The organism is Bradyrhizobium sp. LM2.9, from assembly GCF_054056555.1.
This window is the reverse complement of the sequence record NZ_JBSRYJ010000001.1, coordinates 205,861-231,706: the sequence shown is the minus strand read 5'-3', so window position 1 is coordinate 231,706 and position 25,846 is coordinate 205,861. Positions and strand designations below refer to the sequence as shown.

Annotated in this window: 25 protein-coding genes and 5 pseudogenes; 10 read left to right on the top strand and 20 right to left on the bottom strand. The window is 58.8% G+C overall.

The genetic code is table 11. From position 1 onward, the window contains the following. Nucleotides 1-131 precede the first annotated feature (131 nt). The gene (locus tag ACVWW3_RS01030) at nucleotides 132-350 is read left to right on the top strand and encodes a hypothetical protein (RefSeq protein ID WP_456647497.1); all 219 of its coding nucleotides are present in this window, start codon (nucleotides 132-134) and stop codon (nucleotides 348-350) included. 66 nt (nucleotides 351-416) lie between these two features. After that, on the top strand, nucleotides 417-563 hold the full coding sequence (locus ACVWW3_RS01025; RefSeq protein WP_456647562.1) for a hypothetical protein: 147 nt from the start codon (nucleotides 417-419) through the stop codon (nucleotides 561-563). Nucleotides 564-639: 76 nt separating this feature from the next. Here the strand turns inward: ACVWW3_RS01025 and ACVWW3_RS01020 are convergent. Further along, nucleotides 640-687, bottom strand: a pseudogene (locus ACVWW3_RS01020) (hypothetical protein); the annotation flags it as partial. 7 nt (nucleotides 688-694) lie between these two features. Between ACVWW3_RS01020 and ACVWW3_RS01015 the strand changes: the two are divergent. Continuing rightward, nucleotides 695-937 (top strand): annotated as a pseudogene (locus ACVWW3_RS01015) (antitoxin Xre/MbcA/ParS toxin-binding domain-containing protein); the annotation flags it as partial. A 61-nt stretch (nucleotides 938-998) separates the two neighbouring features. Then, nucleotides 999-2,131 (top strand): IS3 family transposase gene (locus ACVWW3_RS01010; RefSeq protein WP_247396284.1). Its coding sequence is split into 2 segments (ribosomal slippage): nucleotides 999-1,254 and nucleotides 1,254-2,131, totalling 1,134 coding nucleotides; the frame shifts between segments, so codons are not numbered across the junction. Nucleotides 2,132-2,189: 58 nt separating this feature from the next. Here ACVWW3_RS01010 and ACVWW3_RS01005 read toward each other — a convergent pair. The 11 genes from ACVWW3_RS01005 to ACVWW3_RS00955 all read right to left on the bottom strand — a co-directional run bounded on the left by ACVWW3_RS01005 (nucleotide 2,190) and on the right by ACVWW3_RS00955 (nucleotide 14,181). Further along, nucleotides 2,190-2,426: a hypothetical protein gene (locus ACVWW3_RS01005; RefSeq protein ID WP_456647496.1), complete on the bottom strand. Its 237-nt coding sequence runs from the start codon at nucleotides 2,424-2,426 to the stop codon at nucleotides 2,190-2,192. 939 nt (nucleotides 2,427-3,365) lie between these two features. Beyond that, nucleotides 3,366-6,107, bottom strand: a complete 2,742-nt coding sequence (locus ACVWW3_RS01000) for a putative bifunctional diguanylate cyclase/phosphodiesterase (RefSeq protein ID WP_456671812.1) — start codon at nucleotides 6,105-6,107, stop codon at nucleotides 3,366-3,368. Between the two features lie 80 nt (nucleotides 6,108-6,187). Continuing rightward, a complete protein-coding gene (locus ACVWW3_RS00995) occupies nucleotides 6,188-6,670 on the bottom strand; it encodes a hypothetical protein (RefSeq protein ID WP_456671811.1) in 483 nt (160 codons plus the stop codon). After that, complete coding sequence (locus tag ACVWW3_RS00990) at nucleotides 6,651-7,082, bottom strand: hypothetical protein (protein ID WP_456671810.1); 432 nt, start codon at nucleotides 7,080-7,082, stop codon at nucleotides 6,651-6,653. The genes ACVWW3_RS00995 and ACVWW3_RS00990 overlap by 20 nt, the downstream gene beginning before the upstream one ends. Before the next feature lie 129 nt (nucleotides 7,083-7,211). Next, complete coding sequence (locus ACVWW3_RS00985) at nucleotides 7,212-7,922, bottom strand: VTT domain-containing protein (protein WP_456647492.1); 711 nt, start codon at nucleotides 7,920-7,922, stop codon at nucleotides 7,212-7,214. A 3-nt stretch (nucleotides 7,923-7,925) separates the two neighbouring features. Next, complete coding sequence (locus ACVWW3_RS00980) at nucleotides 7,926-9,275, bottom strand: pyridoxal-phosphate dependent enzyme (RefSeq protein WP_456647491.1); 1,350 nt, start codon at nucleotides 9,273-9,275, stop codon at nucleotides 7,926-7,928. Nucleotides 9,276-9,929: 654 nt separating this feature from the next. Further along, on the bottom strand, nucleotides 9,930-10,805 hold the full coding sequence (locus ACVWW3_RS00975; protein ID WP_456647490.1) for an ABC transporter permease: 876 nt from the start codon (nucleotides 10,803-10,805) through the stop codon (nucleotides 9,930-9,932). Beyond that, nucleotides 10,798-11,664 (bottom strand): ABC transporter ATP-binding protein, encoded by an 867-nt coding sequence (locus ACVWW3_RS00970; protein WP_456647489.1) that lies wholly within the window; start codon nucleotides 11,662-11,664, stop codon nucleotides 10,798-10,800. Before ACVWW3_RS00970 ends, ACVWW3_RS00975 begins: the two co-directional genes overlap by 8 nt. Continuing rightward, nucleotides 11,661-12,716 carry an ABC transporter substrate-binding protein gene (locus tag ACVWW3_RS00965; protein ID WP_456647488.1) on the bottom strand — a complete coding sequence of 352 codons (1,056 nt, stop codon included), beginning with the start codon at nucleotides 12,714-12,716 and terminating at the stop codon, nucleotides 11,661-11,663. Before ACVWW3_RS00965 ends, ACVWW3_RS00970 begins: the two co-directional genes overlap by 4 nt. Nucleotides 12,717-12,744: 28 nt before the next feature. Beyond that, nucleotides 12,745-13,674 (bottom strand): TauD/TfdA dioxygenase family protein, encoded by a 930-nt coding sequence (locus ACVWW3_RS00960; protein WP_456647487.1) that lies wholly within the window; start codon nucleotides 13,672-13,674, stop codon nucleotides 12,745-12,747. A 111-nt stretch (nucleotides 13,675-13,785) separates the two neighbouring features. Continuing rightward, complete coding sequence (locus ACVWW3_RS00955; protein WP_456647486.1) at nucleotides 13,786-14,181, bottom strand: hypothetical protein; 396 nt, start codon at nucleotides 14,179-14,181, stop codon at nucleotides 13,786-13,788. A gap of 124 nt (nucleotides 14,182-14,305) precedes the next feature. Here ACVWW3_RS00955 and ACVWW3_RS00950 point away from each other — a divergent pair, with 124 nt between their 5' ends. Next, complete coding sequence (locus ACVWW3_RS00950; protein WP_456647485.1) at nucleotides 14,306-15,646, top strand: LLM class flavin-dependent oxidoreductase; 1,341 nt, start codon at nucleotides 14,306-14,308, stop codon at nucleotides 15,644-15,646. A 451-nt stretch (nucleotides 15,647-16,097) separates the two neighbouring features. On the opposite strand, the gene ACVWW3_RS00945 is transcribed toward ACVWW3_RS00950, so the two are convergent. Next, nucleotides 16,098-16,304, bottom strand: coding sequence for a hypothetical protein (locus tag ACVWW3_RS00945; protein ID WP_456647484.1), 207 nt, complete (start codon nucleotides 16,302-16,304; stop codon nucleotides 16,098-16,100). A gap of 130 nt (nucleotides 16,305-16,434) precedes the next feature. Next, nucleotides 16,435-16,728 (bottom strand): helix-turn-helix domain-containing protein, encoded by a 294-nt coding sequence (locus ACVWW3_RS00940; RefSeq protein ID WP_456647483.1) that lies wholly within the window; start codon nucleotides 16,726-16,728, stop codon nucleotides 16,435-16,437. Nucleotides 16,729-17,134: 406 nt separating this feature from the next. Between ACVWW3_RS00940 and ACVWW3_RS00935 the strand changes: the two genes are divergently transcribed. The 4 genes and pseudogenes from ACVWW3_RS00935 to ACVWW3_RS00920 all read left to right on the top strand — a co-directional run. Beyond that, nucleotides 17,135-17,425, top strand: coding sequence for a hypothetical protein (locus ACVWW3_RS00935; RefSeq protein ID WP_456647482.1), 291 nt, complete (start codon nucleotides 17,135-17,137; stop codon nucleotides 17,423-17,425). 628 nt (nucleotides 17,426-18,053) lie between these two features. Next, on the top strand, nucleotides 18,054-19,097 hold the full coding sequence (locus tag ACVWW3_RS00930; RefSeq protein WP_456647481.1) for a Fic family protein: 1,044 nt from the start codon (nucleotides 18,054-18,056) through the stop codon (nucleotides 19,095-19,097). A 35-nt stretch (nucleotides 19,098-19,132) separates the two neighbouring features. Then, nucleotides 19,133-19,387, top strand: a complete 255-nt coding sequence (locus ACVWW3_RS00925; RefSeq protein WP_456671809.1) for a hypothetical protein — start codon at nucleotides 19,133-19,135, stop codon at nucleotides 19,385-19,387. A 68-nt stretch (nucleotides 19,388-19,455) separates the two neighbouring features. Beyond that, nucleotides 19,456-20,769, top strand: a pseudogene (locus tag ACVWW3_RS00920) (IS5 family transposase); the annotation flags it as partial. Between the two features lie 408 nt (nucleotides 20,770-21,177). On the opposite strand, the gene ACVWW3_RS00915 reads toward ACVWW3_RS00920, so the two are convergent. Together ACVWW3_RS00915 and ACVWW3_RS00910 are read right to left on the bottom strand one after the other, a co-directional pair. After that, nucleotides 21,178-21,471 (bottom strand): hypothetical protein, encoded by a 294-nt coding sequence (locus ACVWW3_RS00915; protein WP_456671808.1) that lies wholly within the window; start codon nucleotides 21,469-21,471, stop codon nucleotides 21,178-21,180. Between the two features lie 26 nt (nucleotides 21,472-21,497). Then, nucleotides 21,498-21,695, bottom strand: coding sequence for a hypothetical protein (locus tag ACVWW3_RS00910; RefSeq protein WP_456671807.1), 198 nt, complete (start codon nucleotides 21,693-21,695; stop codon nucleotides 21,498-21,500). A gap of 702 nt (nucleotides 21,696-22,397) precedes the next feature. On the opposite strand from ACVWW3_RS00910, the gene ACVWW3_RS00905 reads away from it, so the two are divergent. Beyond that, nucleotides 22,398-22,547, top strand: coding sequence for a hypothetical protein (locus ACVWW3_RS00905; protein ID WP_456647479.1), 150 nt, complete (start codon nucleotides 22,398-22,400; stop codon nucleotides 22,545-22,547). 24 nt (nucleotides 22,548-22,571) lie between these two features. Here the strand turns inward: ACVWW3_RS00905 and panC are convergent. The 4 genes and pseudogenes from panC to ACVWW3_RS00885 form a co-directional block, all read right to left on the bottom strand. Further along, a pseudogene (gene panC / locus ACVWW3_RS00900) lies at nucleotides 22,572-23,541 on the bottom strand (pantoate--beta-alanine ligase). A 2-nt stretch (nucleotides 23,542-23,543) separates the two neighbouring features. After that, nucleotides 23,544-24,426 (bottom strand): annotated as a pseudogene (gene panB / locus ACVWW3_RS00895) (3-methyl-2-oxobutanoate hydroxymethyltransferase). Nucleotides 24,427-24,842: 416 nt separating this feature from the next. Continuing rightward, the gene (locus ACVWW3_RS00890) at nucleotides 24,843-25,091 is read right to left on the bottom strand and encodes a hypothetical protein (RefSeq protein WP_456647476.1); all 249 of its coding nucleotides are present in this window, start codon (nucleotides 25,089-25,091) and stop codon (nucleotides 24,843-24,845) included. After that, on the bottom strand, nucleotides 25,088-25,372 hold the full coding sequence (locus ACVWW3_RS00885; protein ID WP_456647475.1) for a helix-turn-helix domain-containing protein: 285 nt from the start codon (nucleotides 25,370-25,372) through the stop codon (nucleotides 25,088-25,090). Before ACVWW3_RS00885 ends, ACVWW3_RS00890 begins: the two co-directional genes overlap by 4 nt. Nucleotides 25,373-25,846 lie beyond the last annotated feature (474 nt).

Sequence of the window (25,846 nt, the reverse complement as noted above, 5' to 3'; positions counted from 1 at the left end):
GACCCCGGCCAACACAGCCGAACTCGTTGAACCAACAACGGAATGTTCATCATGTATGGGTCAATGTTGTAAGCCGATGGGCGGTCAGAGAGTTCGGCGCTTATTTACAGTCGAGATCGCCGAAGACGCACGTGAACGACATCTCGAAAGGGCTTTGGACGAAAAGATCTTCAGCTGAGCACGGTCCCAATGTCTTCACGGTCACGCGAGTGAAGGAAGCGATGGCGCTGGCCAATCGAATTTGGGAGAACGTCAATAAGATGAGAGATGTCCAGCATTCCGTTTGGTGGGATTGGCGGTTTTTACTCGCTCCCGAGGTCCGCCAGACCTCCGAAGGTTATCACTCGTAGACGTCTGCCCCTCTTCGATATTTCACACGCGGTCAGTCGCTGCTACGCGCCCGAATTAGGGCGGTGATGTCGAAGGATGAAGGCGTTATCGAGCGCGAACGCTTCCTGAAGCTGCTGCAGGTACGCGCCTTTCGCCCTGGTCGGGTCGAAGATCAGATTCCAGCTGTGATTGGACACCACACTTGGGATCACGACGAATTTGTGCTTGGCTGAGAGCGCATCCCCGAACGCCTGCTGGCCTGCGCCTGGCGTTTCCGGTCGCAGCCAATTGGCGTTCTGAAGCCTTTGTGAACCGCACTTCGAGTATCGCGGTCGCTGGATCAAGCGCGCAATACACGACGCGAAGCCTTCGCACCTTTCAGCGACGCAAGGACGCTCCGGACAAGCCGCTCAGCCAGGAGCAAAGTGGGCGGACCTGGAAGTTTGCCGAAGTTCTGGCCAAGGCCACGGACGTGTTCGGTTCGCAAGAAGAAGCAGAGCAGTGGCTCGAGCGTCCCGCCATCGGTCTAGACGAGCGTCGCCCGATCGACCTGCTTGCCACTCCGGCGGGCATCGAGCTCGTTCAGAGCCGGCTTCGCAAATTTGAACAGGTCGCTAAGTGGAGTTTCTGCCTGAAGGCGGCGATAATCGCCGTGAACAGGAGAGACTATGAGCAGACGAGCACGCCGGAACCACACACCGGCCTTCAAGGCGAAGGTGGCACTGGCGACCCTCAAGGGTGATCGGACGATAGCCCAACTGGCCGAGCATTTCGACGTCCACCCCAATCAGATCACGGCCTGGAAGTCACAGCTCGAGGGGAGCGCTTCGGAGGTTTTCGGACCGGGAGGCCGAGCGCCGGAGATCCCGGCGATCGATGTGAAGTCGCTCCACGCCAAAATCGGAGAGCTGACGCTGGAGAACGATTTTTTAGAAAGCGCGCTCACCAAGGCGGGATTGCTGAGCGCAAAGCGATGATAGACCGCGAGCACGATCTGTCGATCACCAGGCAAGCGGAAGTTTTGCAGATCAGCCGCGGCAGCGTTTATTACCTGCCGCGGCCGGTGCCGGACGGCGATCTGGCGATGATGCGGCGTCTCGACCGGCTGCATCTGGAGTTTCCCTTCGCCGGTTCGCGGATGTTGAGAGGCCTGCTGGCTGCCGAGGGGTGTAAGATCGGCCGCCGGCATGTCAAGACGCTGATGCGGCGGATGGGGATAGAGGCGCTCTATCGCCGGCCGCGCACCACGAAGCCCGAACCCGGCCACAAGATCTATCCGTATCTGCTGCGCGACCTGGAAATTACGCGACCAAACCACGTCTGGGCCATGGACATCACGTACATCCCGATGGCGCGTGGCTTCGTCTATCTCGCTGTGGTGTTGGACTGGGCGACCCGCCGGGTTCTGTCGTGGCGACTGTCGATCACGATGGAGGCGGCCTTCTGCGTCGAGACGCTCGAGGATGCTCTGGCACGTCACGGCAAGCCGGAGATATTCAACACCGATCAAGGCTCGCAGTTCACCGACACGGACTTTACCGGCCTACTCGCCAGCAACGGCATTGCCATCAGCATGGATGGCAAAGGCGCCTGGCGTGACAACGTGTTCGTTGAGCGATTGTGGCGCAGCGTCAAATACGAGGAGGTATACCTGAGGGCCTACAACAACGTCAGCGAGGCTCGTGCCTCGATCGGCCGATACCTCGATTTCTACAACGGCCGCCGGCCGCACCAGAGCCTTGACGACGTCACACCGGATCAAGCCTACTTCAACCAGCCGCCATTCCGCTTGGCGGTCTAACCCCGGCAGAAGCTCCACTTATCGAGGCGGAGATTCTGTTCAGACAAACGGGACCAGCTCATTCAACAGTACTCATTCCGAATGCTTTTTCCAGCGAGTCCGTTTGAATGAAGAGGAGGTGGCGGACGAAGTGGGTCAACGCAAAGCCTGGCTGTCCGTCCAGCAGCAGTTCGTGGGCGTCGAGGGCGCTTGTGATCCGGCGCGACAGGATGCGCGGCCCGCCGAGCAAATCGGCCACCTTCTGCAGATCATTGCCTGGCTCCTTTGGAGCCGGTTTCTCGGCTGCGACAGTCATAGTAGCCCTCGCGTCACGTGTCGCTGAATGTGTGTCACATGTCACAACTAATCAAGCGTAGCTCTATGGAACTCAGGCGAACCTTTGGTTGCGAAGGGCGCGGGGCACTTGCTGACGGATAAGCAGCGGTGAAAACCCGCCGTTCCTGGCGCATTGTCGAACTCACGGGCGGTACTTGTTATTTGGCGCACGGTTTGACCACCTGGCCAAAGTTCGGCGCTTATTTACACCGATGTCACCGGTGACGGCATCTCTCTCGCGGTCAGGCTCGAAGCCGCGACTGACAGGATGTGACCTCCGCCTTTCTGGACGCCCGTCTCGATCTTGAAGAGCGGCAGCGCCTCGCAGGTCATCCCGTACGATTGGTTGGACCGTCCCGGCCTCATCGCAGTGGGTCCGAATGCCAGGAGAGTTCGTCACGAGAATAGCATGGAGAGATTATTTTTCACGTGGCATGATGCGATTTTGAAACCGACGCCCTGAATGAGGAAAATTCGAGGACGAAAACGGTTTTTCATAAGAGTGTAGTTGAGCGGAGAATTTTCAGGAGCGGTGACTGTCTTCACGATAGGCGGTTGCCTGAGCGCGCCGTCCCGGCAGACTATGCCGCGCTCATCGGCGCTTACAAGCTGGCCGGCCGGTCCCCCGCACGCTTTCGGCCATCGGAACCAGACACGGCATCATTGAACGGGATGGGTGGGCATCTACACGCCTCGCCATGCTCCCCAGGCCTCGCTTGAGGGACACCTGACTTTTGCCCTCAGGTACGAAGAACTCGATCGTTCCGTCCTGAAGCCGGCGACCGGCGCGGCCGATTTGGACGATGGGGAGCCGCTATGGCCTCGCTTGGGCGTTGGCTGCGTCGGGTTGCACTCGGACGGCTGCTTCGCCACTCAAACGAGCAGGAAACAACAGCTGTTGGCGTCTCCCGCCGACGGCCTATGCGGAAGCCCGATTGACCGACCCGCGTACCCGCTTGAAACCGTGACGCGGCGAGAAAGCTCGGGCGAGACTCACGAAATCCTCCGACGGCATGGGCCGTCCGAACAAATAGCCCTGGTAGCTGAGCTGTCCATGTCGCGCCAGGAACGCATATTGCTCTTCCGTTTCGACGCCTTCGGCGATGACTGAAAGTCCAAGGCTCCTGCTAAGCGCTATGATCATCTGGGCTATCGCGGCGTCGTTGGAGTCGACCAGAACGTCCTTGACAAAGCTGCGATCGATCTTCAGCTGGTCTAGCGGCAAACGCTTCAGATATGAAAGCGCTGAGTAGCCGGTTCCGAAATCATCGAGGCTGAAACCGATGCCAATCGCTTTCAATTTGCCCATCTTGGCGATCACATCGTCGACGTTGCTGACTAATGTGCTTTCAGTGAGTTCGATTTTGAGGCGATGGGGATTGGCGCCGGTTTGCTCAACGATCGCGCGGACCTCTTCGACAAAATTCTTCTGACGCATCTGCAGTGCGCTGACATTGATCGCGATCGTCAGGCGTTCGGTCGCCGGATCGGCCGACCAGCGAGCTAGCTGACGGCACGCAGTCTTCAACATCAAGGCGCCGAGCGGAAGGATGAGGCCGGTGCTTTCTGCCACCGGGATGAATTCGCTAGGAGAAATCATCCCTTTATGCACATGCGGCCAGCGCGCCAGCGCTTCTGCCCCCAGCAGCTTTCCTTCGTGATCTACCTGCGGCTGGTAGTGCAGCAAAAGCCGTTCCTTCTTAAGGTCTTCTCGTAGATCGGTCTCGAGGGCAGCGCGAGCTGTAATCATGGTCTGCATGGCCGGGTCGAAAAACCGGAGGCCATTTCGCCCCGCGGTTTTCGCATCGTACATTGCCAGATCGGCTCTCTTGAGCAACTCGTCAACGTTGCAATCATCAGTCGAAAACAAGGTCACGCCAAGACTTGGGGTACAGGGATACTGATACGTATCGAGTTGGAAGACCTCGGCGAAGGCCGCGAGAATCTTTTCGCCTATCGCTTCGGCCTGCAAGGCTGCGACCTTTGCTTTCTGTGTACCCAGATTGGCGAGAAGAACGACAAATTCGTCGCCGCCAAAGCGAGCAACTGTGTCACCCGCCCTCACACAATGGGAGATGCGCTGAGCCGCACATTTCAGCAGCATATCGCCCATGTGATGACCCAGTGAGTCGTTCAGTGTCTTGAAATTGTCGAGATCGATGAAGAGCAAGGCGCCGTAGGATTTGCTACGGATATTCGCATTGACCGCCTGGCGCACGCGATCGATCAGCAGGACGCGGTTCGGCAGGCCTGTTAGCTGGTCAAAAAAAGCGAGTTCTTGGATCTTTTCCTCAGCGTGCTTCAGTTTAGAAATATCATAATAGGCACCGATGTAGTTGGTGACCTCGCCCGTCTCGTTTTTCACAGCGGATATGGTCAGCCAGCGCGCGCAGTTTTCTCCGCTCTTGGTCCTGAGACTCATATCACCTTGCCAGCCGCCAGTCGCTTGAACGGAATCCCACATACTGCGGTAGAATTGGGCATCACGCCGATGAGACCGGAACAGTCTCGCGGTTTGGCCCACCAATTCTTCGGTCGTATAGCCGGTTAACCCCACGAAGGCGCGGTTGGCACTCAGGACTACGCCTTTGGTATCGGTGACGATCATGCCTTCCTGAGCATTGAAGGCAGCCGCGGCTATGCGCAATTCGGAATTTGACTTATCCAGAGCCTCCCTCTCCCGTTGCAGGTCGGCCTCAATGGCTTCGCGACGCCTGATCTCTTCCGAGAGAGCGAGATTATTTTCGGCCAGCTCCGCTCGGTGTCGATTGGACTCCACGAACTTGATTTGTAACCGCGCCGCATTTTGACGCATTCGCTCGAAGCCGATGGCCAGCATAAATAGCACGATAGCGAAGAGGCCAAGATAAAAAACGGAGACGGGTGAAAGCGTACGGCCGTATAGTTCATCCTCGCTGGCCAGCCGCAGCACGGAAAGCCGAGTGCCGGTAACCGGCGAGCGAAGTGCGAGATATCCTTTCAGCTCAGAAGCGCTGAGATTTGACAGAGGTTGTATGCGGCCAGACGGAAGCTTGGCCAGCGTGGGGCCTTCGGTGACAACGGCCGAGTGCTCTCGTTCGATCGGGAGCAGCACCTCCCCATCGTCTCTCAGGAGGAATTCACGCGGCTGGCCGAGGTCGTTGGTAGACACCAATGAGGAAAGTAGATTGAGACTGCTCACGCTCTCGACCGTTCCCCTTATCTTGCCCTTCTGGAGTACCGGTACGCTGACCACAATCAGGCGGCGCTTGTCGTCAATCTGAATATATGGTTCGGCCAGGGCGTTACGCACCGTCGAAGCTGTTGTCGCGCTGGACGAGCCGACATCAACTTGCGCCACGCCGTTGCGATCGAAGAAAGCCAACCGCAAATAGGCGGCTTGGCCCTGATATTTCTCCTCACCCATCGTCGCCTGAAAGCGGCGCTCGATTGCAGCCAAATTGGCGAAGAGGCCATATTTGACGGACATTCCGAGATCGAGATTGCTGAAATAGTTGGAAATGTCCTCGCTGGCTGCGAGCCGTGCGGCGGCTTGCCGCCGTTCAGCTAAGAAATCGCTGACCTCGGCGGCGCGGCCTTCACCGAGCGACACCAGACGCGCATCGGCGTTTTGCCGCAACTCCACTTGCGACGTATAGAGATTGCCAATCAGATAAAACATCGACAGCAGAAACGCCCCTGCTGCTATCAAGAGCCAGCGTGGAGCTAACGATCGACTGAATCTGATCAGTGAAGATATCATCAATTCGTTTTCGCGAAGTATTCCGGGAAAAATCGACGGATGCCGGGATAATATTTGTCCACCAGCCGGTCATAGAAACCTGAGGCCTTGATCTCGCTTAAATACGCGTTGAATTCATTGCGCAAAGCTGGCGCGTCCGTCGGAAAGGCGGTTGCCAACGTTTGCCGCTCAGAGATCGGCCCGAGAATCTTGATTTTGCCCGCCCATTTCCGCAAATCCAGAATGGCATCTGGCACGTCGAGCAGTGTCAATTCGGCTTCTTTGTTGAGCATGGCCGGGACCATCTCGTTCAGGTTGGCGCTCTTGTTGTAAGCCTTCAAATCAATACCGACGTTGACCAAGCCGTAATTGGATGGATCCAAGCAGGTGCGCTCCATCACGAGTACGCTCTTGGATCCGATCGCCTTCCGGGTGTTGACGATGTCTGCCGCGAGACCGGCGCCGTCCTCGATCGGCTGAAGATCAGAATCGGCTGGTGCCACCAGCAGAACCTGCGAAGGAAGGGGTCGGCTCGGAATACAGAAGGATTGCCTCGCGCCACGGCAGCACGGTGAAGCCGCTCGATATCACATCGCCTTTGATGGGATAGTCACCTGCCAGCGTCACTTCGCCATTTTTGCGCACCACATCCTTGCCGAGCAGGTCGCGGATGACCGAATAAAAATCCGAGTAGACAAGCTTGTAGGAGACGCCAATTCTTTTGGCGAAACCCTGCATCAGCTCGACCTCCAAACCGTCGCCCGCGCCCGTCACAAAGTTGGCGTAGCGGATGCCAATATGGCGGATTTCGCCTCGCTGCTTGATCTCTGCAAGATCAGCTGCCCAGGCTGAAGTCGCGAAAAGGAAGGCCACGGCGCCGCTCAGCGACCCAAGGAAGAAGCGTTTCAGGGACATGGAGGCGTCTTTATCTTTGTGCCAGAAGAAGCGCCTGCAATCTATAGCTGTGAGTTTAAGAAAGGATGGCCAGATATAACAAAGTCGATTCCATTTTTCGGAAAAACCAGTTTGTCGGTAAAGGATTGATTACACACCAGGTGCTGAGTGCAGCGGAAGATTGTCTGATCCGGGCGTGCCTTTCAGTTTCTTGAGGTCGTTCAGCACCGACCGCCACGGACCCATCGCGCTCAACAGCGTGCTTAAGCATAATATGGTCAAGTATCCGGAAAACTGCTGCCAATGCGGAGTTTCGCCGGACAATAAGTGATGCCCTTGTTGCCCTATTTGCGCATAAAACAGGACCAGCGGCGCGCCGCCCAACATACTGGTCGTCAGGTACTGAAGAGGGGTGACGTCAAGCAGCGCGGCAATGAAATTTACCAGTGGTGCGGGCACGAGCGGCGAGAGGCGCAGTCCGAGCAAGGTCAACCAGAGTCTCACAGCAGATTGCTGATATAACGAAGTGCTGGGACGTTGAATCTGCTTTCGATAGAAGAGAAACGCGTTCAAACCGCCAAAGGCGCTGCCGAGGAGCACGGTGGCGCCTCCTTCCAACCCGTCCATGTAAAAACCGGCCGCCAGGCAAATCATTGGCATGGAGGGAAAGGCCAGAAATGCAAGGACAGTGGATGTGACCAGAAACACCACAGCGGTGGCGAGTGGATGCGCTTGGGCCATTGTTTCAAGCCCAGGAAACACCTGCCAAAAGGCCTCTCGCGATATAGGTGATGCAAAATATGCCAGCGTCAGAAACATGACGACTGCTATATAGACGATCAGTGGCTGGTAACCGCGCATCCGCTATCCCAAGCTGGATAAAAGAGGCGGCATGTAATCAAAGCTGTTGTAGGTATTCCAGAAAAGAACCTTTTTGTTCTTCAGCCGTCCCGCTTTAGACATGGTGAGCAACGAGCGCCATGCTTTCAAAGTAAAAACTGGGTCAAGGCTGAGTCCGGCTTCCTCCAACTCGCTCGCCCAAGCAACGTCGGTGGCTTCGACCAAGCCGTAGCCGGGCTGCCAGCTGGTGGAATCCGGCACGAATATCTCGTCTTGCATCACGCGAAGCACATCAGGAGAGATGCCTGGAAAGCGGATTTTCTGCAGCCACTCAACCGTGCTGCGAGCGAGTTTGGCAACATTCCCCTCCACAAACGGCAAGGAGGGTTGCCGGTTGACAAGCCATCGCGTCAGATATGATTTGTCCTGATCGGCCACTCCCACGACCTTGGTCTTCCATCCCATCAAATGGACGCCCAGGAGAAGGCCCAAAACCGTCGAGCCGCTGCCCATAGCGACAAAAATCACATCAGGCGGTGCACTCCACGCCTGAGCGGCGCCAAGGAACTGCGCCAACTCGGCAATCGCATTCATATGTCCCAACACGCTCACTTCGTTCGAGCCGCCTGGGGGAACGAGCGAATCCGTATCCGGATGTAACCAGTTTCTCGCATATTCCTGGGAAGCTTCGCTCACCAACTCGACGTTGTTCTTGGCTATGGCAACGTGTTCAACAAGCCCTCGCAAAATCGCCAGCCGCGCCATGTCCGTGGTAGCTCCCGGCACCTCGAAAAGCACCAAGTCCAGGGCACAATTCAGCGGCTCTTGGTTACCGGTCAAATCGGCCACACGATTGGCTAGGGCAAACTGCAGAGCATGATTGCTGGAGACCGCGCCAACCGTCCCTAAACGCTTGGAGCCGGACCACTTCAGGTTCGGGAGCAGGAATTCGTACTTGCGCGCCTTGTTGCCAAAGACGGGATAACGCGCACTGCTCTCATTCATCACCAAAAGATCAGAGCAGTCTATTTGTCGCGTCACAGATGACGGCAACTGCAATAGGTGGTTGTTTTCCCTCAAGAAAATGGGTGTCCATGGAATGGTGGCGCGGGCGTCAGCCTGCCTCAGGAAAACCGCGTTACCGGGTTCGCCCTGGCGAATGTAATCGGCAAAAGAATAATTGCTTGAGAGCGTGTTGCCGATGAAAGGACCGCCTGCGGCATCGGGATCCAGCAGGGACGGAAAGAATCTACCGAGCGCCAAGGATTGCGATTTCAACGCTGCGGACGAGGGAGCCAACCCTGCAAGATCGGCCGCCTGCGGGAGCGGCGACAACGGGAGGGGGCGACGTTGATGCGTACCGACCGCGCTCAACGCGGCACCTCCGCTCAACGCGGCACCTCCTAGGAGGGCCGCTTGCATGAAGTTCCGACGAGAGAGATTCATTGCCTGGATGCTACTCGGTGTAGCTTCAGGTTAACGCTTTTTTAACCCTATTCCAATCCGCATGCGCGCTCAGAGGCGAAATACTCAAAACTTTGCTTAACGGAGACGCATTGAAGGCGTGCTCAGGATCAAATCCAGACCGGACCCTTCTCGTGAAATGCTGGCGCGTTGTCCTGCGCGCCAGCATTGCTGCAGGACTCACTCTGGCGCTGGCTCGCTCGATCATCAAAGAGGGTTGCGACCGTGACCGCGACATGGCCTGACACTGCCAAGGCGATGGGTGCACGCGCAGCCGAGATCAACCGCGTGGCCAGGGCATTCGAGGACGACGACCTCAAGCGAGCACTGGCGCTTTGACCAGGACCTTCCTTATTGGCTTCAATCCACCAGCGGCGAGCCCCGTCGCCGGCCCGACCGTCGATCTCGATGTCTTGGATACCGAGGACGCTGGCATGCCTGGCACACTGCTTATGGCTCTTGGTCCGTCGTGACGCGATCTCCAGCCTTGTCCGCCCGGTCGGCTATTCAGCCCACCCAGTCAATGGCCGTGCACTCGATGAAGTTCTGGTGATGAACGCAAAATCAAGCGGACGCCGGCGACTTCCACCTCATGAAGCGCCGCTCCAGAGCCTGGAGCACGGCGTTGAAGCTCAGCCCAATGGCTGTAATGGCCAAGATACCGAAATACATCTGCGAGATCAGGAAGCTGTACTGGCTGTTGATGATGAGATAGCCGAGACCTGCTTTAGCACCGACCATTTCCGATGCGACCAGCACCAGCATCGCGGAGGCGCTGGCGAGACGAATGCCGACGAAGATGGTCGGAAGCGCCGCCGGAAGGATGACCTTGCGGAATAACTGTTGCGGCGTCGCCCCCATCGTCCGGGCCGACTTGATCAGGAGCGGGTCGACCTGTTTGACCGCGCTGATGGTGTTGAGCATTAGCGGCCAGGCACAGCTGTAGACCACCATGCTGATCTTCGACAGCTCCCCAATCCCGAGCAGAAGGATGAACACGGGCAGCAGCGCGAGCGGAGCCGTGTTGCGGCAGATTTCGATGAACTGGTTCAGGAAATTACCAAGGCGGGCATACCAGCCGACGGCCAGACCAAGCGGCACGGTCAAGGCCAAGGAAATCAGAAATCCGCTCAATGCGCGCAGCAGGCTCGCGGAGACGTCGTCGTAAAGCTCGCCGGTTAATGCGAGCTGCCAACCCGCGGCGATCACCTCCGAGAACGGTGGCAGGAACACCGGATCTATTAGTTCGAACCTCGGAGCCGCCTCCCACAGGAGCAAGAGGGCGAATAACAACAGAGATCGTTGTCCGAGGTCAGTCAACAACCGGCTTGCGGAACGAACCGAACCGAGGAACGGCGACTGCCGCTCCCCTGAGGCGACGAGCCCTTTTTGACGCCGCTGTGCCAAATCAAGCAACCCGAACATCTCCAGACTAGACATGAGCGACCTCCTTCACTTCACTCTCGGCGCGCCGTGCGCCGGTGCTGTGCGTCAAGTGTCCTTGCTGAGCCTTCTGCACCTCGTCGCGCAGCAGGCTCCAAACCTCATGCCGGATATGCCCGAATTCCGGCAGCGAACGTACGTCCTCATCTTGGCTGCTCAATCCTTCGGGGACTTCGACGACCTGTTTTATTCGCCCCGGGCGTGAGGTCATGACCGCCACCCGCTGCCCAAGCACGACGGCCTCGTCGATGCCATGCGTGATGAAAACGATCGTCTTGCCTGTCCTGCGCCAGATCCGCAGAAGCTCGCTCTGGAGCGTCTCTCGCGTCTGCGCGTCGAGCGCGGCAAAGGGCTCGTCCATCAGCAGGACCTCCGGATCGTAGGCGAGGCTTCGCGCGATCGCGACACGTTGCTTCATGCCGCCGGAGAGCTCATGCGGGTAGCGGTCGGCAAAGCTCGACAGACCGACCAAATCAAGGAAATGGCGAACGATATCCGCCCTTTGCCCGGCTTTGAGCCCGGCGATTTCGAGCCCGAACTCGACGTTTTCCGCCGCGGTGCGCCAGGGAAACAGGGCGTATTGCTGGAACACGATCGCACGGTCGCGCCCTGGCCCTGCGATCGGCCGGCCATCAAGGAGGATGCGGCCGCGGGTCGGCATCGTCAATCCTCCCAGCAGATCGAGCAACGTCGATTTCCCGCAGCCGCTCGGGCCGACCAGGACCAGGAATTCGCCGGAACGAACATCCAGCGTAATGTCCTCCAGCGCGGTGAAGCGAGCCGTCGGATCGCGACCCTCGCCTCGCGTCACGAATTCCTTGCAGACGTGGTCGAAGCTGATCTTAATCGAAGTCATTTTGCTTCAGCCGCCTTTCCGGGACGGAAATAATTGAACTCGTTGGTGTACGTATCGGATGCCTTGATCTGACCGGGCTTGAACAAGCCATCCTTGACCAGCCAGTCGATCCATAGCTGGATCTCACCATCGGAGATCAGGCCCCCCTTGGTCGCGATGCCCGTGCTCTTCCAGTACTTGATCGAGGATCCGTCCTCATTGCGTTTGCGTTCCCTGATGATCCGCTCAAACCTTGCTCTCACCTCCTCTGCAGGAGCTGCCTGTGCCCACGCGATCGCGCGCGAGATGCCTTCGACCAGCTTGCGCGACGCATCGGGATATTCCTTGATGAACTTCTCCCGCAGCACATAGGAGCCGCCGGTGAACTGGCCGAACAGATCGGTGTCGTTGAAGAGTGCGTGGATTCCGCCGCGCTCCAGAGCCTTGTCGCGCAAAATGCCGCTGAGCGTGCTTACCTCGACCTGTCCTTGACGCAGCGCCTGCTCGCCCGTAACAGGCGGGACGGCGACCAGCGTGACCTGCCTGGCTTCGCTTGCGCTGAGGCCGTTCCGCGCCAGATATTCGCGCAGCACGAACTCCAGATGAGCGCCCAACGTGTTGACCGCGACCTTCTTGCCGATTAGGTCGCGCGCGGTCTTGATCTGACCATCGTCCTTGACGTAGTAGCCCTGATAAGTGTTTGCGTCGGAGCCGTAATAGCCGACCACGGCCTTGATGGGCGCCCGCGCCGCGATCAGCTTGAGGATCGCGCCATAGAAGGCACCCCCGATGTCAATATCACCGGTCACGACGGTCTGGATGTCCTGGGGACCGCTGATAGTGTTGCCGATCCATTTGAGCTTCAGCGGCGCGAGGTAACCGAGGTCGTCGGCGAGCTCGATGAACGTCACCTGCCCGGTCGAACCCTGATAGCGGATCTCGGTCTTGTCGAGCGGCGGCTCGGCCAAGGCCGAAGTCACGAGGCCGAACGCCAATGCACCGGCGAGCAGCAACTGCGCCGCACTGCGCGCGGCGATCTGCCGCGCGCGAACAAAACTGGACAGAGTGTTCATTCTGCAAATCCTCGCAGTGGAGTGGGACTCAAGCCGCCTTGGCATTCGACGATTTTGGCGTCTTGATGCGGCTCACGCTGCGGCGGCCGTCCACGCTGAGCGGCACCTCACCCTCGATCGTGGCGCGGCGGACTATGCGGTGCTGATCGCCATAGTCATTGACAGCATAGTGCTGGGTCGCGCGGTTGTCCCAGATGGCGACGTCGCCGGCCTGCCAAGTCCAGCGCACGGTGTTTTCCGGCGCGGTAATGTGAGACTGGAAGAGCTCAAACAGCTTTTGGCCGTCGTACTTTGACAAGCCCACAAAGCGCTGCACGAAATTGCCCAGTACCAGCGTGCGCTCGCCGGTCTCGGGGTGAACCCGCACCACAGGATGCTCGGTTTCATAGACCGTACCGGTGAACACCTCATCAAAATGCTTTCGATCGGCGTCCGTCGCACGCGCTTTGACTGCGTAGTCATAGGCATTGCTGTGGACCGCCCAGAGCTCGTCGGCGAGCTTGCGCAGCGGCGCAGGAAGGTCGAGATAGGCTGCCGCCGTGTTTGACCACACGGTGTCGCCGCCGAAAGACGGGATCACTACGCCGCGCAGAACCGAGATTTTTGGATAGGCATCGACGAAGGTGACGTCGGTGTGCCACTGGTCGGCACGGCCGCCGCCCCGACCGGAGTCCAACTCCAGAATCGACGAGGTTCCCTTGGTCGCACCGACGGTCGGGTGTGGCACCAACCTTCCGAGCTTTATGGCAAAACGCTCCTGCTCGGCATCGTCGAGATGCCCCTGGTTGCGGAAGAAGATCACCTTGTGCTCGAGCAGGACCTGATTGATCGCGCGAATGGCGTCGCGGGATAGGTCGCCCGAGAGCTTGATGTTCCTGATCTCAGCGCCGAGGCGCGCCGCACGTTTGACGATGTCAGCGCGCGGGATGACACTGTCGATGCTGGTCGTATGACTCATGATCCTGATCCTTCCTGTGATGTTATCGACAAAGCGCCGCCATGCGCCGGTCATGCCGGCGGTAGATACTTTTCTGGATTCGGGGTTTTGGACCGCGTGCTCCGGCGGCTGCTAGGCTACAAGCCGTGCACGAGACTCGACGGTACAGCTCTCCACAATTGTCTCGGCGAAACACGGCGCAAGTATCAGCCGGGCTGATTGGCGAACTACGAGTAGATCGAATTGTCGCATGGTGAACGACCCCGCTTTGACCTTGCAGATCGTAAAAGCGACCGCGGTCCAGTCAATGAAACGAAACCAGCTTTGTTTTTCGCAGCGCGCAATGATCGCTTCGTTGATCGCGCGGGCACAGAAATATTTGCGATGATAACGGTCGACGAGACCTTTTGACGTAGCCGAGAGCGGGCAAATCAGGTCAATCAGCGCACAAGAAGTCCTGACCCACTCCATTTCGTCAGCCGAATCAACGCCCTCATTTCTGAACGGCGACGGATTCACAACGTTCATGCTCGCTTGCTACGCAACAACGCAAATTCATTTCATCGACAGTTTGGTCCTTGCGGACATACAGTTGAACGACACCCAAGCGCCACGGCGACACCCAACAGCGACTACATTTGCGAGCCAGCCAATGAGCAAGCGGCAACTTTCCCTGAATTTCTTCATCTATCCGGATGGTCATCACGAGGCGGCCTGGCGTCACAAGGCGTCGACGACGGACCGAATCCTCGATGTGACCTACTATCAGGAGTTGGCGCAGCGCGCCGAAGCGCACAAGTTCGATGCGGTATTCTTCGCCGACGGCCCGGCGCTGGCGGACAATGTCCGCTACGCCCAGCGTTTCCGGCTCGAGCCGATTACGCTCCTCACCGCGATCGCGTCCGCCACCAAACGCATCGGTCTGATCGCAACCGCTTCGACAACCTACAGCGAGCCCTACAATCTAGCCCGGCTGTTCGCCTCGCTTGATCATATCAGCGGCGGTCGTGCCGGTTGGAACATCGTGACCACGAGCTCGCCGCAGGCGGCCCAGAATTTCGGCCTGCCCGAGCATCCGCCGCATCGCGAACGCTACGAGCGGGCGCGGGAATATCTCGACGTCATCACGAGGCTGTGGGACAGTTGGGAGGACGACGCGCTGGTCAATGATCCCGTCTCCGGCGTTTTTGCCGACACGAGCAAGATCCACACCATCGATCACATCGGAAAGTATTTTCGGGTGCGCGGTCCGCTCAACGTCTCGCGGCCGCCGCAGGGACGGCCGGTCTATGTTCAGGCTGGCTCGTCTGGGGACGGCCGTGCCTTTGCCGCGCGCTTTGCCGAAGCTATCTTCACCGCGCACCAGACGCTCGCGAGCGCGCAGGAATTCTATAGCGACATCAAGCGGCAGGCGGGTGCGTTCGACCGCAGACCCGATCAGATCAAAATACTGCCTGGCATCTCGCCCTTCATCGCCAGCACGCAAGTGGAGGCCGACCGGCTCCAGGAGGAATTCAACGCGTTGATCCAGCCGGAATTTTCGCTGACCCAGCTCCGCCAGATGACCGGACTTGATCTCACCGGCTTCGACCTGGACGGTCCTTTCCCGCGTCATTTGATCGACACCAACGGCGTGCATGGCGTCGCCAGCCGCTTCAAGCTCGTCATCGACATCGTAGATCGCGAGAAACCGACCATCCGTCAGCTCGTGCAGCGGCTCGCCGGCGCGAGGGGCCATTGGGTGATTGCCGGCCCGCCGGAAAAGATCGCTGACAACATCCAGACCTGGTTCGAAAACGGAGCCGCTGACGGCTTCAACGTCATGCCGCCTTGGCTGCCCGGCGGCTTCGATCTCTTCGCCGAGCAGGTCGTGCCGATCCTGCGCAAACGCGGGCTGTTCCGCCATGACTATACCGGCAGGACGCTGCGTGATCATTACGGCCTGGATCGTCCGGCGAGCGTGTTCTCGAGCTCCATTCAGGCGATCGCCTGATTGAAACTGGCAATGGAGCACCCGGTTTCGGCGCAATGCTCGTAGGCGCTTCATTCTTAATGCTGGTTGAGCGCGAGACTACTTGTACGCGCCCAATCGTTCGGCGCCTCGCCCGGCCGCACTACACTGTGTCACTGCGCCCCGAACGCGGTGAATATCTTCTAAGTTGTTGATTTACCTTGTACTCACGTACATTTTCGTCACGTTCTGTCCACGGTGATCAGCACAGCACGGTCTTTCTCGCCTTTCTCCAATCGCCTGTCACGGTCGCCGATCCGTAAAAGCGGAATGCCGAACAGCTCGAGCAGCGTCCCGAGCACCGAGCCTAGACAGCCAGCCAACCGAGACGGCAAAGCGGTTGAGCCCGACCAGGAGGCATGTACCGATCAAGAATGAGGTTCGTGGCGCTGGGCGGCCCTGCCCTCGACCGCACCCGGAACATCGCCCTCGCTTAGATCCGCCCCGCAGACACGAGGCCGGTCAGGATCACAAGAGATTCAAACAGGAAGTAATTACCGAATATCAGTTCTGCGTCATGCGCTGTGTCGATATCCCGCGCGACCGCTTTTCGGGTGAAGCATCCCTCGGTGAGCATTCCAGGCGGACGCTGGTCGTCAGGACCGACAGGCGTTAGATATCCAGAGACCAGCTGGGTCACGGTACGTTCCGCGAAGTCTCGATACTTGGCGCCACCAGTGGGACCGAGTGCTGACGCAAGTCGCAGGGATGCTGCCGCAGCGATAGCAGTGGCCGCGGTATCCCTGCTGGTGGTCGGAATTGTCGGGTCATCAAAGTACCAGTACGCAATGAGGTCCGCGGGCACGCATTCTGTCGCTTCCAACTGAAACTGCGCCCGAGTTGACGAGCGTCGTTGCACGGGCGGCGGCAACGCCCGTTTCGATGTCCCGATATCGAGGTCTGCTGATTTTGGCCCGCTGGGCGATTTGCTGCTGCGACAAGCCAGCAGCCATGCGCGCCTTTCGAAAGCGCATGCCAAGATCCTTGAGCAATTGGTCGGAAGCGGGAGGCATGATATGTTCTCGGATCATTTTCCAGAGGATGATCTCTAAACAGATCATCATAGGCGGTCGAGATGAAACGTATACGTATCCTGGGATGGGGACGGCCCTCTCGCCACCTCTGCCGATGCGGCCGGCGATTCAACATTATGCGGGCACGGCGCATTCGATCTCTTCGCCGAGCAAGTCGTCCCACTCCTGCAAAAAATTACCCGTTTCGTCAGAGCACCGGCAGGATGCAAGCTGCGTGGCCTCTGACGTTGTCCCGTTGATGCAGCGGGTTCTCGCATTTCATTTCAAGCGACAGCGTGACGGCTTGCAGTTCACCTTGTCACATGCCGCCAACTCTAAGAGTGCTCAAATGAGCAGTGTTACGGACCACAAACTGAACGTCGGCTTCCGAGCCATCTAGCCTGACCAATTCGCACCGGCGAAAGGCCAACCCAGTTCGGGAAAGTAGCAAGAAAAAATGTCGCGATTTGAGCGCGTCTGGAGACCCGTCAACGCGAAGACGGGCGCCAATCTCGGAAACCTCAACGAGAACGCAATCGCGCCACCATTTTCCATTTGCGCACAAAAGGGTGACCCAATGCTCTCGTTCAAAACGCACGCGCTTAGTCTTTCGGTTGCTCCAAAGCATCAGGATCATACTGCTCAGCAGGCGCCTTCAAATCGTTTCGTCAGAAAAGAAGCCGAAGAGCCGTTCGCGAGGCAAATCAAGGTGGCCAGGGTGGCAAGTCGGCAGTCGAAAGAGAATTGATGTCTTTGATCTCAGAGGCGATACGAGGCCTTAAATTACTTAAGCTCTATAAGAAGGCGAAGGCGAAGAGGCTCGAACTGCCGCCAGCCCTAGGAGGCCGCCGGAAGCACAATTATGTTTGCGCATGAGCGCCCCTGATTGCGGTCCTGGAGTGCAACAGGGCCCTTTCCTGCGCCTGCGCGGTGAGAGTTTATCCTGATTGTGCACATAATTCCGGCTGTTGCGGCTCGCAAATGCATTTTTTGAGCACCGCACAAGCCTACTCGGGCCGCGTTGCGGCACGAATAATCGCTATTGCTTTCGGCTCAGCAAACGGGACCTGAAGAGCGGCGCGATATTCTGCCCGCGACGCGCGTCGTTTGGCCCGGATGTGAGGGGTTTCACAATTGCGATATGGGTTCTGAAGTAGTTGTTGGTGATGCGTGGGTCTCTGATTTTCCTCGTGGTTTTTGCAATCATCTTGGCAGCGCGCGGGCAGCAGCAAGAGCACTTCGTGTTGCGCCCGACCGCGGCCATGCCGCCGGTCAACGTACCCTGAGCGCAAGCGCTCGGAACGAGTCGGCGAGATGATGATCATTTGGGGCACTTATCTGGTTGGTCGTTACGCGGTACGACGACCGTTCTGCGTGTGCTGCTTGAAGGCGGACACACGCTGGCTGCGGGACGCATCGCCGGCGCTTATCGACTGTTGAAAAACGCACGCGTCGCAGACGAAATCGTTTCGACTATGGATCGCGCCGGTCACAAGGTACGCGAAGACGAAGATCCATTCAAAGCGCCCGTGCCGATGCAACTCGCCGGAGTACGTCCGGTCTCTCCGATTGTGACCAGGGTGCGCCTAACGTGGGCCGAGATGCGGGAACACGTCCTGCAGGACTTCGGCATCGAGCCCCGCCTGATCAACGATAAAGACGGCTACCTGGCATCCATGGACGACAGGTACACGTCTGATGCCTATCATTCGCTGTCGATCGAAGGATATTCGGTTAGCGAAGCACTCATTGAGAAGGTCCGCACGGGAGCGTGGAACCCCGACGGCGAACAAGGCGATCGCGAGACCAGGAATGCGATGGCAGCGAAGGGCTATTGGGACGCCTTTCAGGAAGTGCGTAAATCCGTAGCGCGGGTTCTGGATGACGAAGATGCCGCGGAAGTCGTCGAGCAGGAGCACCTGAATTGGTACCGCGCGATGTTCCAGCCTTCGCTCGCGGCAGGCATCGTGAAGCCCGAGAACTTAGCCGGATATAGACAGCATTTCGTAGGCATCAACGGCTCCGTATACGCCCCTACCAGTTGGGAAGCGGTACCGGATGCGATGGATGCCTTCTTCGAGTGTCTCCACAGTGAGAAGGATCCACGTGTGCGCGCGATCCTAGGTCATTTCATCTTTACCTTTGTCCATCCCTTACCGGATGGGAATGGCAGATCCGGAAGGTTCATCATGAACGTAATGCTCGCATCCGCCGGCATCCCGTGGACGATCATCCCAGTGGATCGCCGCGACGAATACATGCGGGCGCTGGACGATGCGAGCGTTCGAGGAGACATAAAACCGTTCGCCCGCTTCGTGGCGGACTGCGCTAAACATGAGCCTCCCCCGCCCCGCCGCAAGAAGCCCGGCGAAGTCCTCCCCGAAATTGACCTGGACGAATCACCGAGCCCGAAGCTGTAAGCAGATCGCCGACAACGCGCTGCAACGCGGCTATCATGGCTCTGTCGAAGAACGGCAAACCTCTCTGGCGCCCGCATAGGACGGCATCGCAGCGGAAAGCGGCGGGCGATTACCAGGAGCTGGACGATCCGCCCCGAGAGCGGCAGATCGGTCACGCCTCGCCGATACCGGCTATGGAGTCGTCCGTGAAAAATCCTGAAGCAATTGAGCGGCAAAAGGAAAATGCCGGAATTTGCGGGATTGGATTTGCCAGCAACCGGTGCTTGGGAGGCGGTTTTCTTGCAAATTGATGTTTTGTGATTCCCTCGAATCTCGCGCTGTGATTCCCTGCTGCTGGCGGTGACGAGCGGAGGATTCGATGCGGCCACGGGAGCGTCGGGAGAGCGGCGATCAGGATCTGTTTCGTTCACGGCTTGACCAGATCATCGACACGGAACACGCGCTGGTGAAGCTGGCGCGGACGATCGATTGGGGATTTCTGGAGGCGAAGTTCGGAGCGGTCTACACCGATGACCCCGGCCGTCCGCCGCTGCCGACGCGCTTGATGGCGGGGCTGGCCATTCTCAAGCACACTTATGACCTGTCCGACGAGGTGCTTTGCGAGCGCTGGGTCGAGAACCCCTATTACCAGTACTTCTGCGGCGAGGAGTTCTTCCAGCACCGGCTGGTGTTCGATCGCTCGTCGCTGACGCGCTGGCGCAACCGCATGGGCGAAGAGCGGTTGCAGGCGCTGATCCAGGAGAGCCTGTCGGTGGCCGCCATGACCAGGGCGATCAAGCCGTCCGCCCTATCCCAGGTGATTGTTGACACCACCGTTCAGCCCAAGAACGTGACGTTCCCCACCGATGCAAAGCTTCTGAACCGGGCGCGCGAGAAATTGGTGCGGTTGGCGAAGCTGAGCGGGGTGTCTTTGCGCCAGTCCTATGCGCGGGTGGGCAAGTTCGCCCTGATCCAGCATCAGCGCTATGCCCATGCCAAGCAGTTCAAGCGCGCCAACCGGATGCTGAAGAGGCTGCGCACCTATCTCGGCCGTGTCATCCGTGACATCGGCCGCAAGATCGAGGGCAATGCCACGCTCGATGGGAAATTTGCGAAGCTCTTGATGCTGGCGCGGCGGGTGCACGAGCAGCAGCAGCGCCAACGCGGACCGAAGGTCTATTCGCTGCATGGGCCGGAAGTCGAATGCATCGGCAAAGGCAAGGCTCACCGGCCTTACGAGTTCGGTGTCAAGGTCTCCGTCGCCACCATGCTCAAGCACGCCGCGGGTGGTCAGTTCGTCACCCATGTCAAGGCGCTGCCGGGCAATCCCTACGACGGCCATACGCTGGCGACGGTCATCCCGGAGATGGAGGCGCTGGTCGGCAATACCATCGAGCGCGCCTTCCTCGACAAGGGATACCGCGGCCACAATGCGCCGCCCGACTACAAGTTCAGGAACTTCCTCTCCGGCCAGAAGCGAGGAGTGACGCCGAAGATCAAGCGCCAACTGCGCCGCAGGTCCGCCGTCGAACCCGTCATCGGCCATCTCATGGCCGAGCACCGCATGGGCCGCAACTATCTCTGGTTCAAGCACGGCGACGCCAACAACGCCGTCCTCGCCGCCGCTGGCTACAACTTCCGCCGTCTCATCCGATGGCTCAAGCTTTTGCTGTGCCAAATCCTGGCCGCGCTCTTCACCGAGCCGATCGCCAGTCCAACCGAAATTAGGGTTCTTCACGCTCCACTATGGACACGTCAGGAAACCGTTTCGCACGATGGAAACAGAAAATCGAGGTCCGTACATGAATGGCGCACTGCGGAGCCCGGGATCTTGGACCGGATCGAAACAACAGCACCTTTCCCCGATATAGGCTGAGATATCAGCACTTCTCGTTCCAGCTGCCCAATAAAGAGTTCGAAGGCCACAACCGACCGAAAGTCCTCCTTCGGTAACCTGGTTGTCGGGCGTGGCCTACATAGCCGGATCTAAGAGTCCGGCGCGCACGTTCAGCTCTTAGAGGACCGGCGCCGGCCCAGTCGGTCGGGTTCGCGCCGGCGTAGTTCGACAGGAAGGGATCCTGCCGGCACCGCCGATAGCAGCTCAGGAGCTCTCGTGTCCCTCTGGCTGGACTTGGTGCGTGTGAGGGCGCGGCTCCATCAGCTCGAGCACCGCTCGTCCCTTTTCCGTGATGCGCCACCCTCCATTCAAGCGCTCGACGAGCCGCTGCGAGAAAAGGTCGAGCTCGGGCACGCGGGCGCCCATTCTCTTGGTGCGCGCCGCCCAATCCGGACCGCTCGTGGCCAAAATGGCCATGTCTCGCTTGAGATCCGGCATGGATGCGAACCCGTCCGGGTAGCTCACAAGGATCTTCAACACCGTGACCTGGAAATTCACATGAGCACTATCGGTCTTGTCCGCATCTAGCGCCACATAGTTGGCGCGGAGCGAAGAGCTTGCATTGCGACCTGCCGAAGGCGCTCCGCCGTGATCTCACCTTTGTTGGCGGCCTCCAAGATCTTGGAAGCGACATGGGCCCGAGTGCCGGTTTCGCTGCGAGGCAGGCCGTCGCAAACCTCCTCAAGAACAGCACGCAAAAGCGCAGTGGTCGTTGCGTCCAAACACCTGGCGACTCCGCAAGGCGCAAAGAATGGTAGCAGAGGAAGCACGCTGAACCCTTCAAAGAAAGTATTAGCTGATTCCGCAGTCGACTATGAACTTCACCACAGTCTCCGTTGCTCATTGATTGCCCAAGACGTTGCTGCCGTGCCTTCGAAGCAGGATAGTTGTGCTGGTCTCGCTCCGCCACGCCAGTGCTGGAGGAACCGCCTCCGTGATGGAATTCAGCGCTCGAGGCGCTCTTTTTGACGGTTTTCGCCGCGATGGCCGTGCGATGTCTCGGCCCTCAGCAGAGTGTCTATTTTCCGCCACGCGGCGAATCCATCTCCGGGGCAGCCGCAGCGGGCCTTCCGGTACAGACAGACCATCGGTGTTTATGTCCGATCGTTTTTCCTTCTTCGAGATTTCTTTTAAGCGCCGTGGCCGAAGCTGGTCATGGTCCGTCAGCACGAGCGCGGGCACGCCGGTTATAGCAGGCTCACGAAGCAGTCGAGCCGCCGCCAGATACGACGCGAACAGGGTGTTATTTCTGCTGCTAAGCGCGCCATGGGGGCCCGCCTGTATCGGTTTCGTCACCCCGAGCTGGCGAGCGGTGTCCGTCACCGCGTTCGCTCCCACGCCATTAGGCCCTGGTTTGTGACTGGCCATCTCATGACCCGTGTCCCAGGTCCTCGTATTATGCCGAATGCATCTAGGGAATGTCGATGAAGCAGACCAAGCAAAACGAGAGATCAAAAGGTGGCAGGCTCGTCGGCAAAGTACTTGGTGGGAAAACGAAAAAAGTGACCGCGACGATGAAGCGCCGTGCCCTCAAGATACAGAAATCTGAGCGACCGGATCCGCCATCTCAATAAGGACGCGCTCCACGCCTGCTCGCACTAAGCTCGTCGGGTCGCGCCCCTCCAGCGGTTACTCGCTTCTTCTCCGCGAGCCCCTCTCTGCACCTGCTTGCTGTCCCACTGTGAGAGACCCACCAATTGTGAGCGTCCTATCTGCTGGCGGGCGTCCGGATCGAGCACGACGTTGTCGATAAGCCGGGTCGAGCCAACATAGCCTGCTGCACAAATGGCGACCGGACGCGAGAACGGGTTCGTAGCCGGCTTTAGCGTTTCAGCGTCCACGATCTCGAGGTATTGCAACTCATCCAGCGGCTCCAGGTGGCGCCTGACAATCGATAGCAGCCGGACGGGATCGCGCTCTCCTGCGCGAAACTCGGTTTCTGCCGCGAGCAGGCCTCGGCTGATCGCCAATGCACGGTTGCGCTCCGGGGCGCTGAGATAGCGGTTTCGGCTGCTCATTGCGAGGCCATCCGGCTCGCGGACTGTTGGAACGGTGACGATTTCGATCGGCAGGTTGAGATCAACTGACATGCGACGTACGACTGCACATTGCTGAAAATCCTTCTGGCCGAAGAACGCGACATCCGGCTGGACCATGTTGAACAGCTTGCAGACAACGGTCGCAACGCCGCGGAAATGGCCGGGCCTGAAGATTCCGCACAGCCGACTGCGCGAGCGCACCAGGTTCAATGAAGGTATCAAACTGCGGCGGATAGACCTCCTGCGCCTCCAGTGCAAAGACGATATTGACCCCTGCATCGCGGCACAGTTGTTCATCGCGGAGAAAATCACGAGGATAGGTGGTGAGATCTTCCTTGGGGCCAAACTGCGTAGGATTAACGAAGATGCTGACGACCGTGGCGTCACAACGAGCCCGGCTCTCTTCGACGAGGGCCATGTGGCCCCGGTGCAGGCAGCCCATTGTGGGCACAAACCCGATGCGCCTATCTGGCGCCCGAGCCTCAGCCAAAGCCCGACGCAGTTCAGTAACGGATCTTATCGTTCGCATGATCACGACCGTGAGGTTGGTTCGTGCGGAGTCCAGTTTGCGACGAGCTCCTTGAGCGCGTCCGGGAGGCGATAGGATTCCTGTCCTCCTGGGAATGCACCGTCACGGACGTCGGCCGCCCAGCGCGAGAGCGCCTCCTGCATCAACTGAAATCCATTCGAATAGGCGCGCACGAATTTGGGCGGCTTACCGTCCGTAAGACCCACGACGTCATGGAACACGAGCACCTGTCCCGAACATCCAAGACCGGCTCCGATTCCGATGGTCGGGATCTTGAGGATCTCCGTCGCCCGCACTGCTAGCTCCGCCGGGATTCCCTCCAGCACGAGAGCAAAACAACCAGCTTCCTCCAGACGATGCGCGTCCTCCAGTAGCCGCAAGGCGTCATCGGCAGTCCGACCCTGCACCTTGAAACCACCCATGACATTGACGCTCTGCGGGGTGAGGCCGAGATGTCCCATTACGGGGATTTCGCAGTCGACCAGGGCGCGTACCATATCGAGGCGGTTTGCACCGCCTTCGAGCTTCACCGCATCGGCGCCACGCTGCAGGAAGCCGCCGGCGTTGCGGATGGTTTCTTGCCGGCTGACATGGAAACTGAGGAAGGGCATATCGGCAATGAGCAGGGCACGAGGTCTTGTCCGCGCAACCGCTTCCGAGGTGATGATTCATCATGGAGACACTGACTGGCAAGGTATTGTCGAATCCGAGGCAAACATTGCCAACACTGTCGCCAACGAGGATAATATCCACGATCGGATCAGCGATACGCGCTGCAACTGCGTCGTAAGCGGTCGTCATTGCGATACGCCGCCCCTCCTCCTTCCACTGCTGAACAAGCGGTATCGTAACTCGCACGGTAGACGATTGCGGCGTGTGGCTCATGTCGATCCTGATCCGTGTCTTAAGGCCGGCACTTCTACGGCCCGGCGCTTCCTAGGCGAGAGGAGAGATAAGGGTCAATGCCCCGGTAGACAAAGAAAGCTTTCCCTCCAAACTGTAGGAAGGACGCACCGAACGTTCCAATGATCGCGCAACCATCGTGGGGGTGCTTCTATGCGGGTGAGAGGGAGATCGCGCTACCAGTCATGGATCGCGAAGCGGCGAATACGGACCAAAAACGCCGCTGATCGCCCCGGCTGAACCGCTATAATGCGTCAGCAATTCTGATGGGAGGCTGCAAGCTCATGGTGAACAAGGTTTGCAACGCCGCCGCGGCACTCACTTTCACCGTTGTGGCCGTCGGTGGATTTTGGAGCCTTTCGAACAGCTATTTCATTTGCGGGCTTGCGCTGGTCGCTTCAATATTTGTCCGTCGCACGGTTGAGCGCTCGTTCATAAAGCGCGCCCATCGCGATATGGTGCGCATTCATGGCACCGACTGGGGCTGCGCGGATAACACGGGCACGTTTGTTCAAGCTCCGAAAAGTGCGCAAAAGGTTGAACGCGTTGTAGTCGCCCGGGGTGCGCACGAGCGTGCCGACTGGAAGATCGTTCAACGAGATATTGAGCGACTGGATGCGATCTGCTGCCAGGACGGTCGGGTTCATGCGCCGTCCTCTTCGGCGTCTGACGTGAACGCTGGACGATCATCATCGTCCGGCTGCAGCATCGATTGAACAGCGGGCACCATCGGCTGCGGGATCAACATCATTTCCATGCCAAGGGCGCGAGCGACGTTGACGAGCGTCGTTGCACGGGCGGCGGCAACACCCGTTCCGATGTCCCGATATCGAGGTCTGCTGATGTTGGCCCGCTGGGCGATTTGCTGCTGCCACAAACCAGCAGCCGTGTGCGCCGTTCGAAAGAGTGTGCCGAGATCCTTGAGCATTTAGTCGGAAGCCGGAGGCATGTTATGTTCGCGGACCATTCTGTCACCTGGACCCGGCCTTTGCAGGCCAATAACCTTCGGGGAACACCGGCGTACAGTCACGGATTTCCCAGTCTTGAGCGATCGACGCTTGACCTGGGCTTCGGCGGGGAGGACCTCAGGCGCCTCTCCCTTTCGGCTGATGACACGGCTCACTTGCCCCGCGGGCGAAAACGCAGATCATCTCTGATTAGGTCAGGTAAGTTTCCGGTACAGGCGAATTGCCAGGCTACCTCATCACCGGATCGCGGCCGATAGCTCGAGCCGTCCTCCGAATGTATTGTGGTTTGGATGGACGTGTCCTCCCCGAAAACGACCGAAAAGCGGACCCCGTTGGGGTCTTGACGCGCAACTGGCCTTACCGATCGCCCGGAGACAATCCGCCCCAGCAAGACGACCAGATGCTCGATAGCCTCATCGCGGGCATCCATCCAG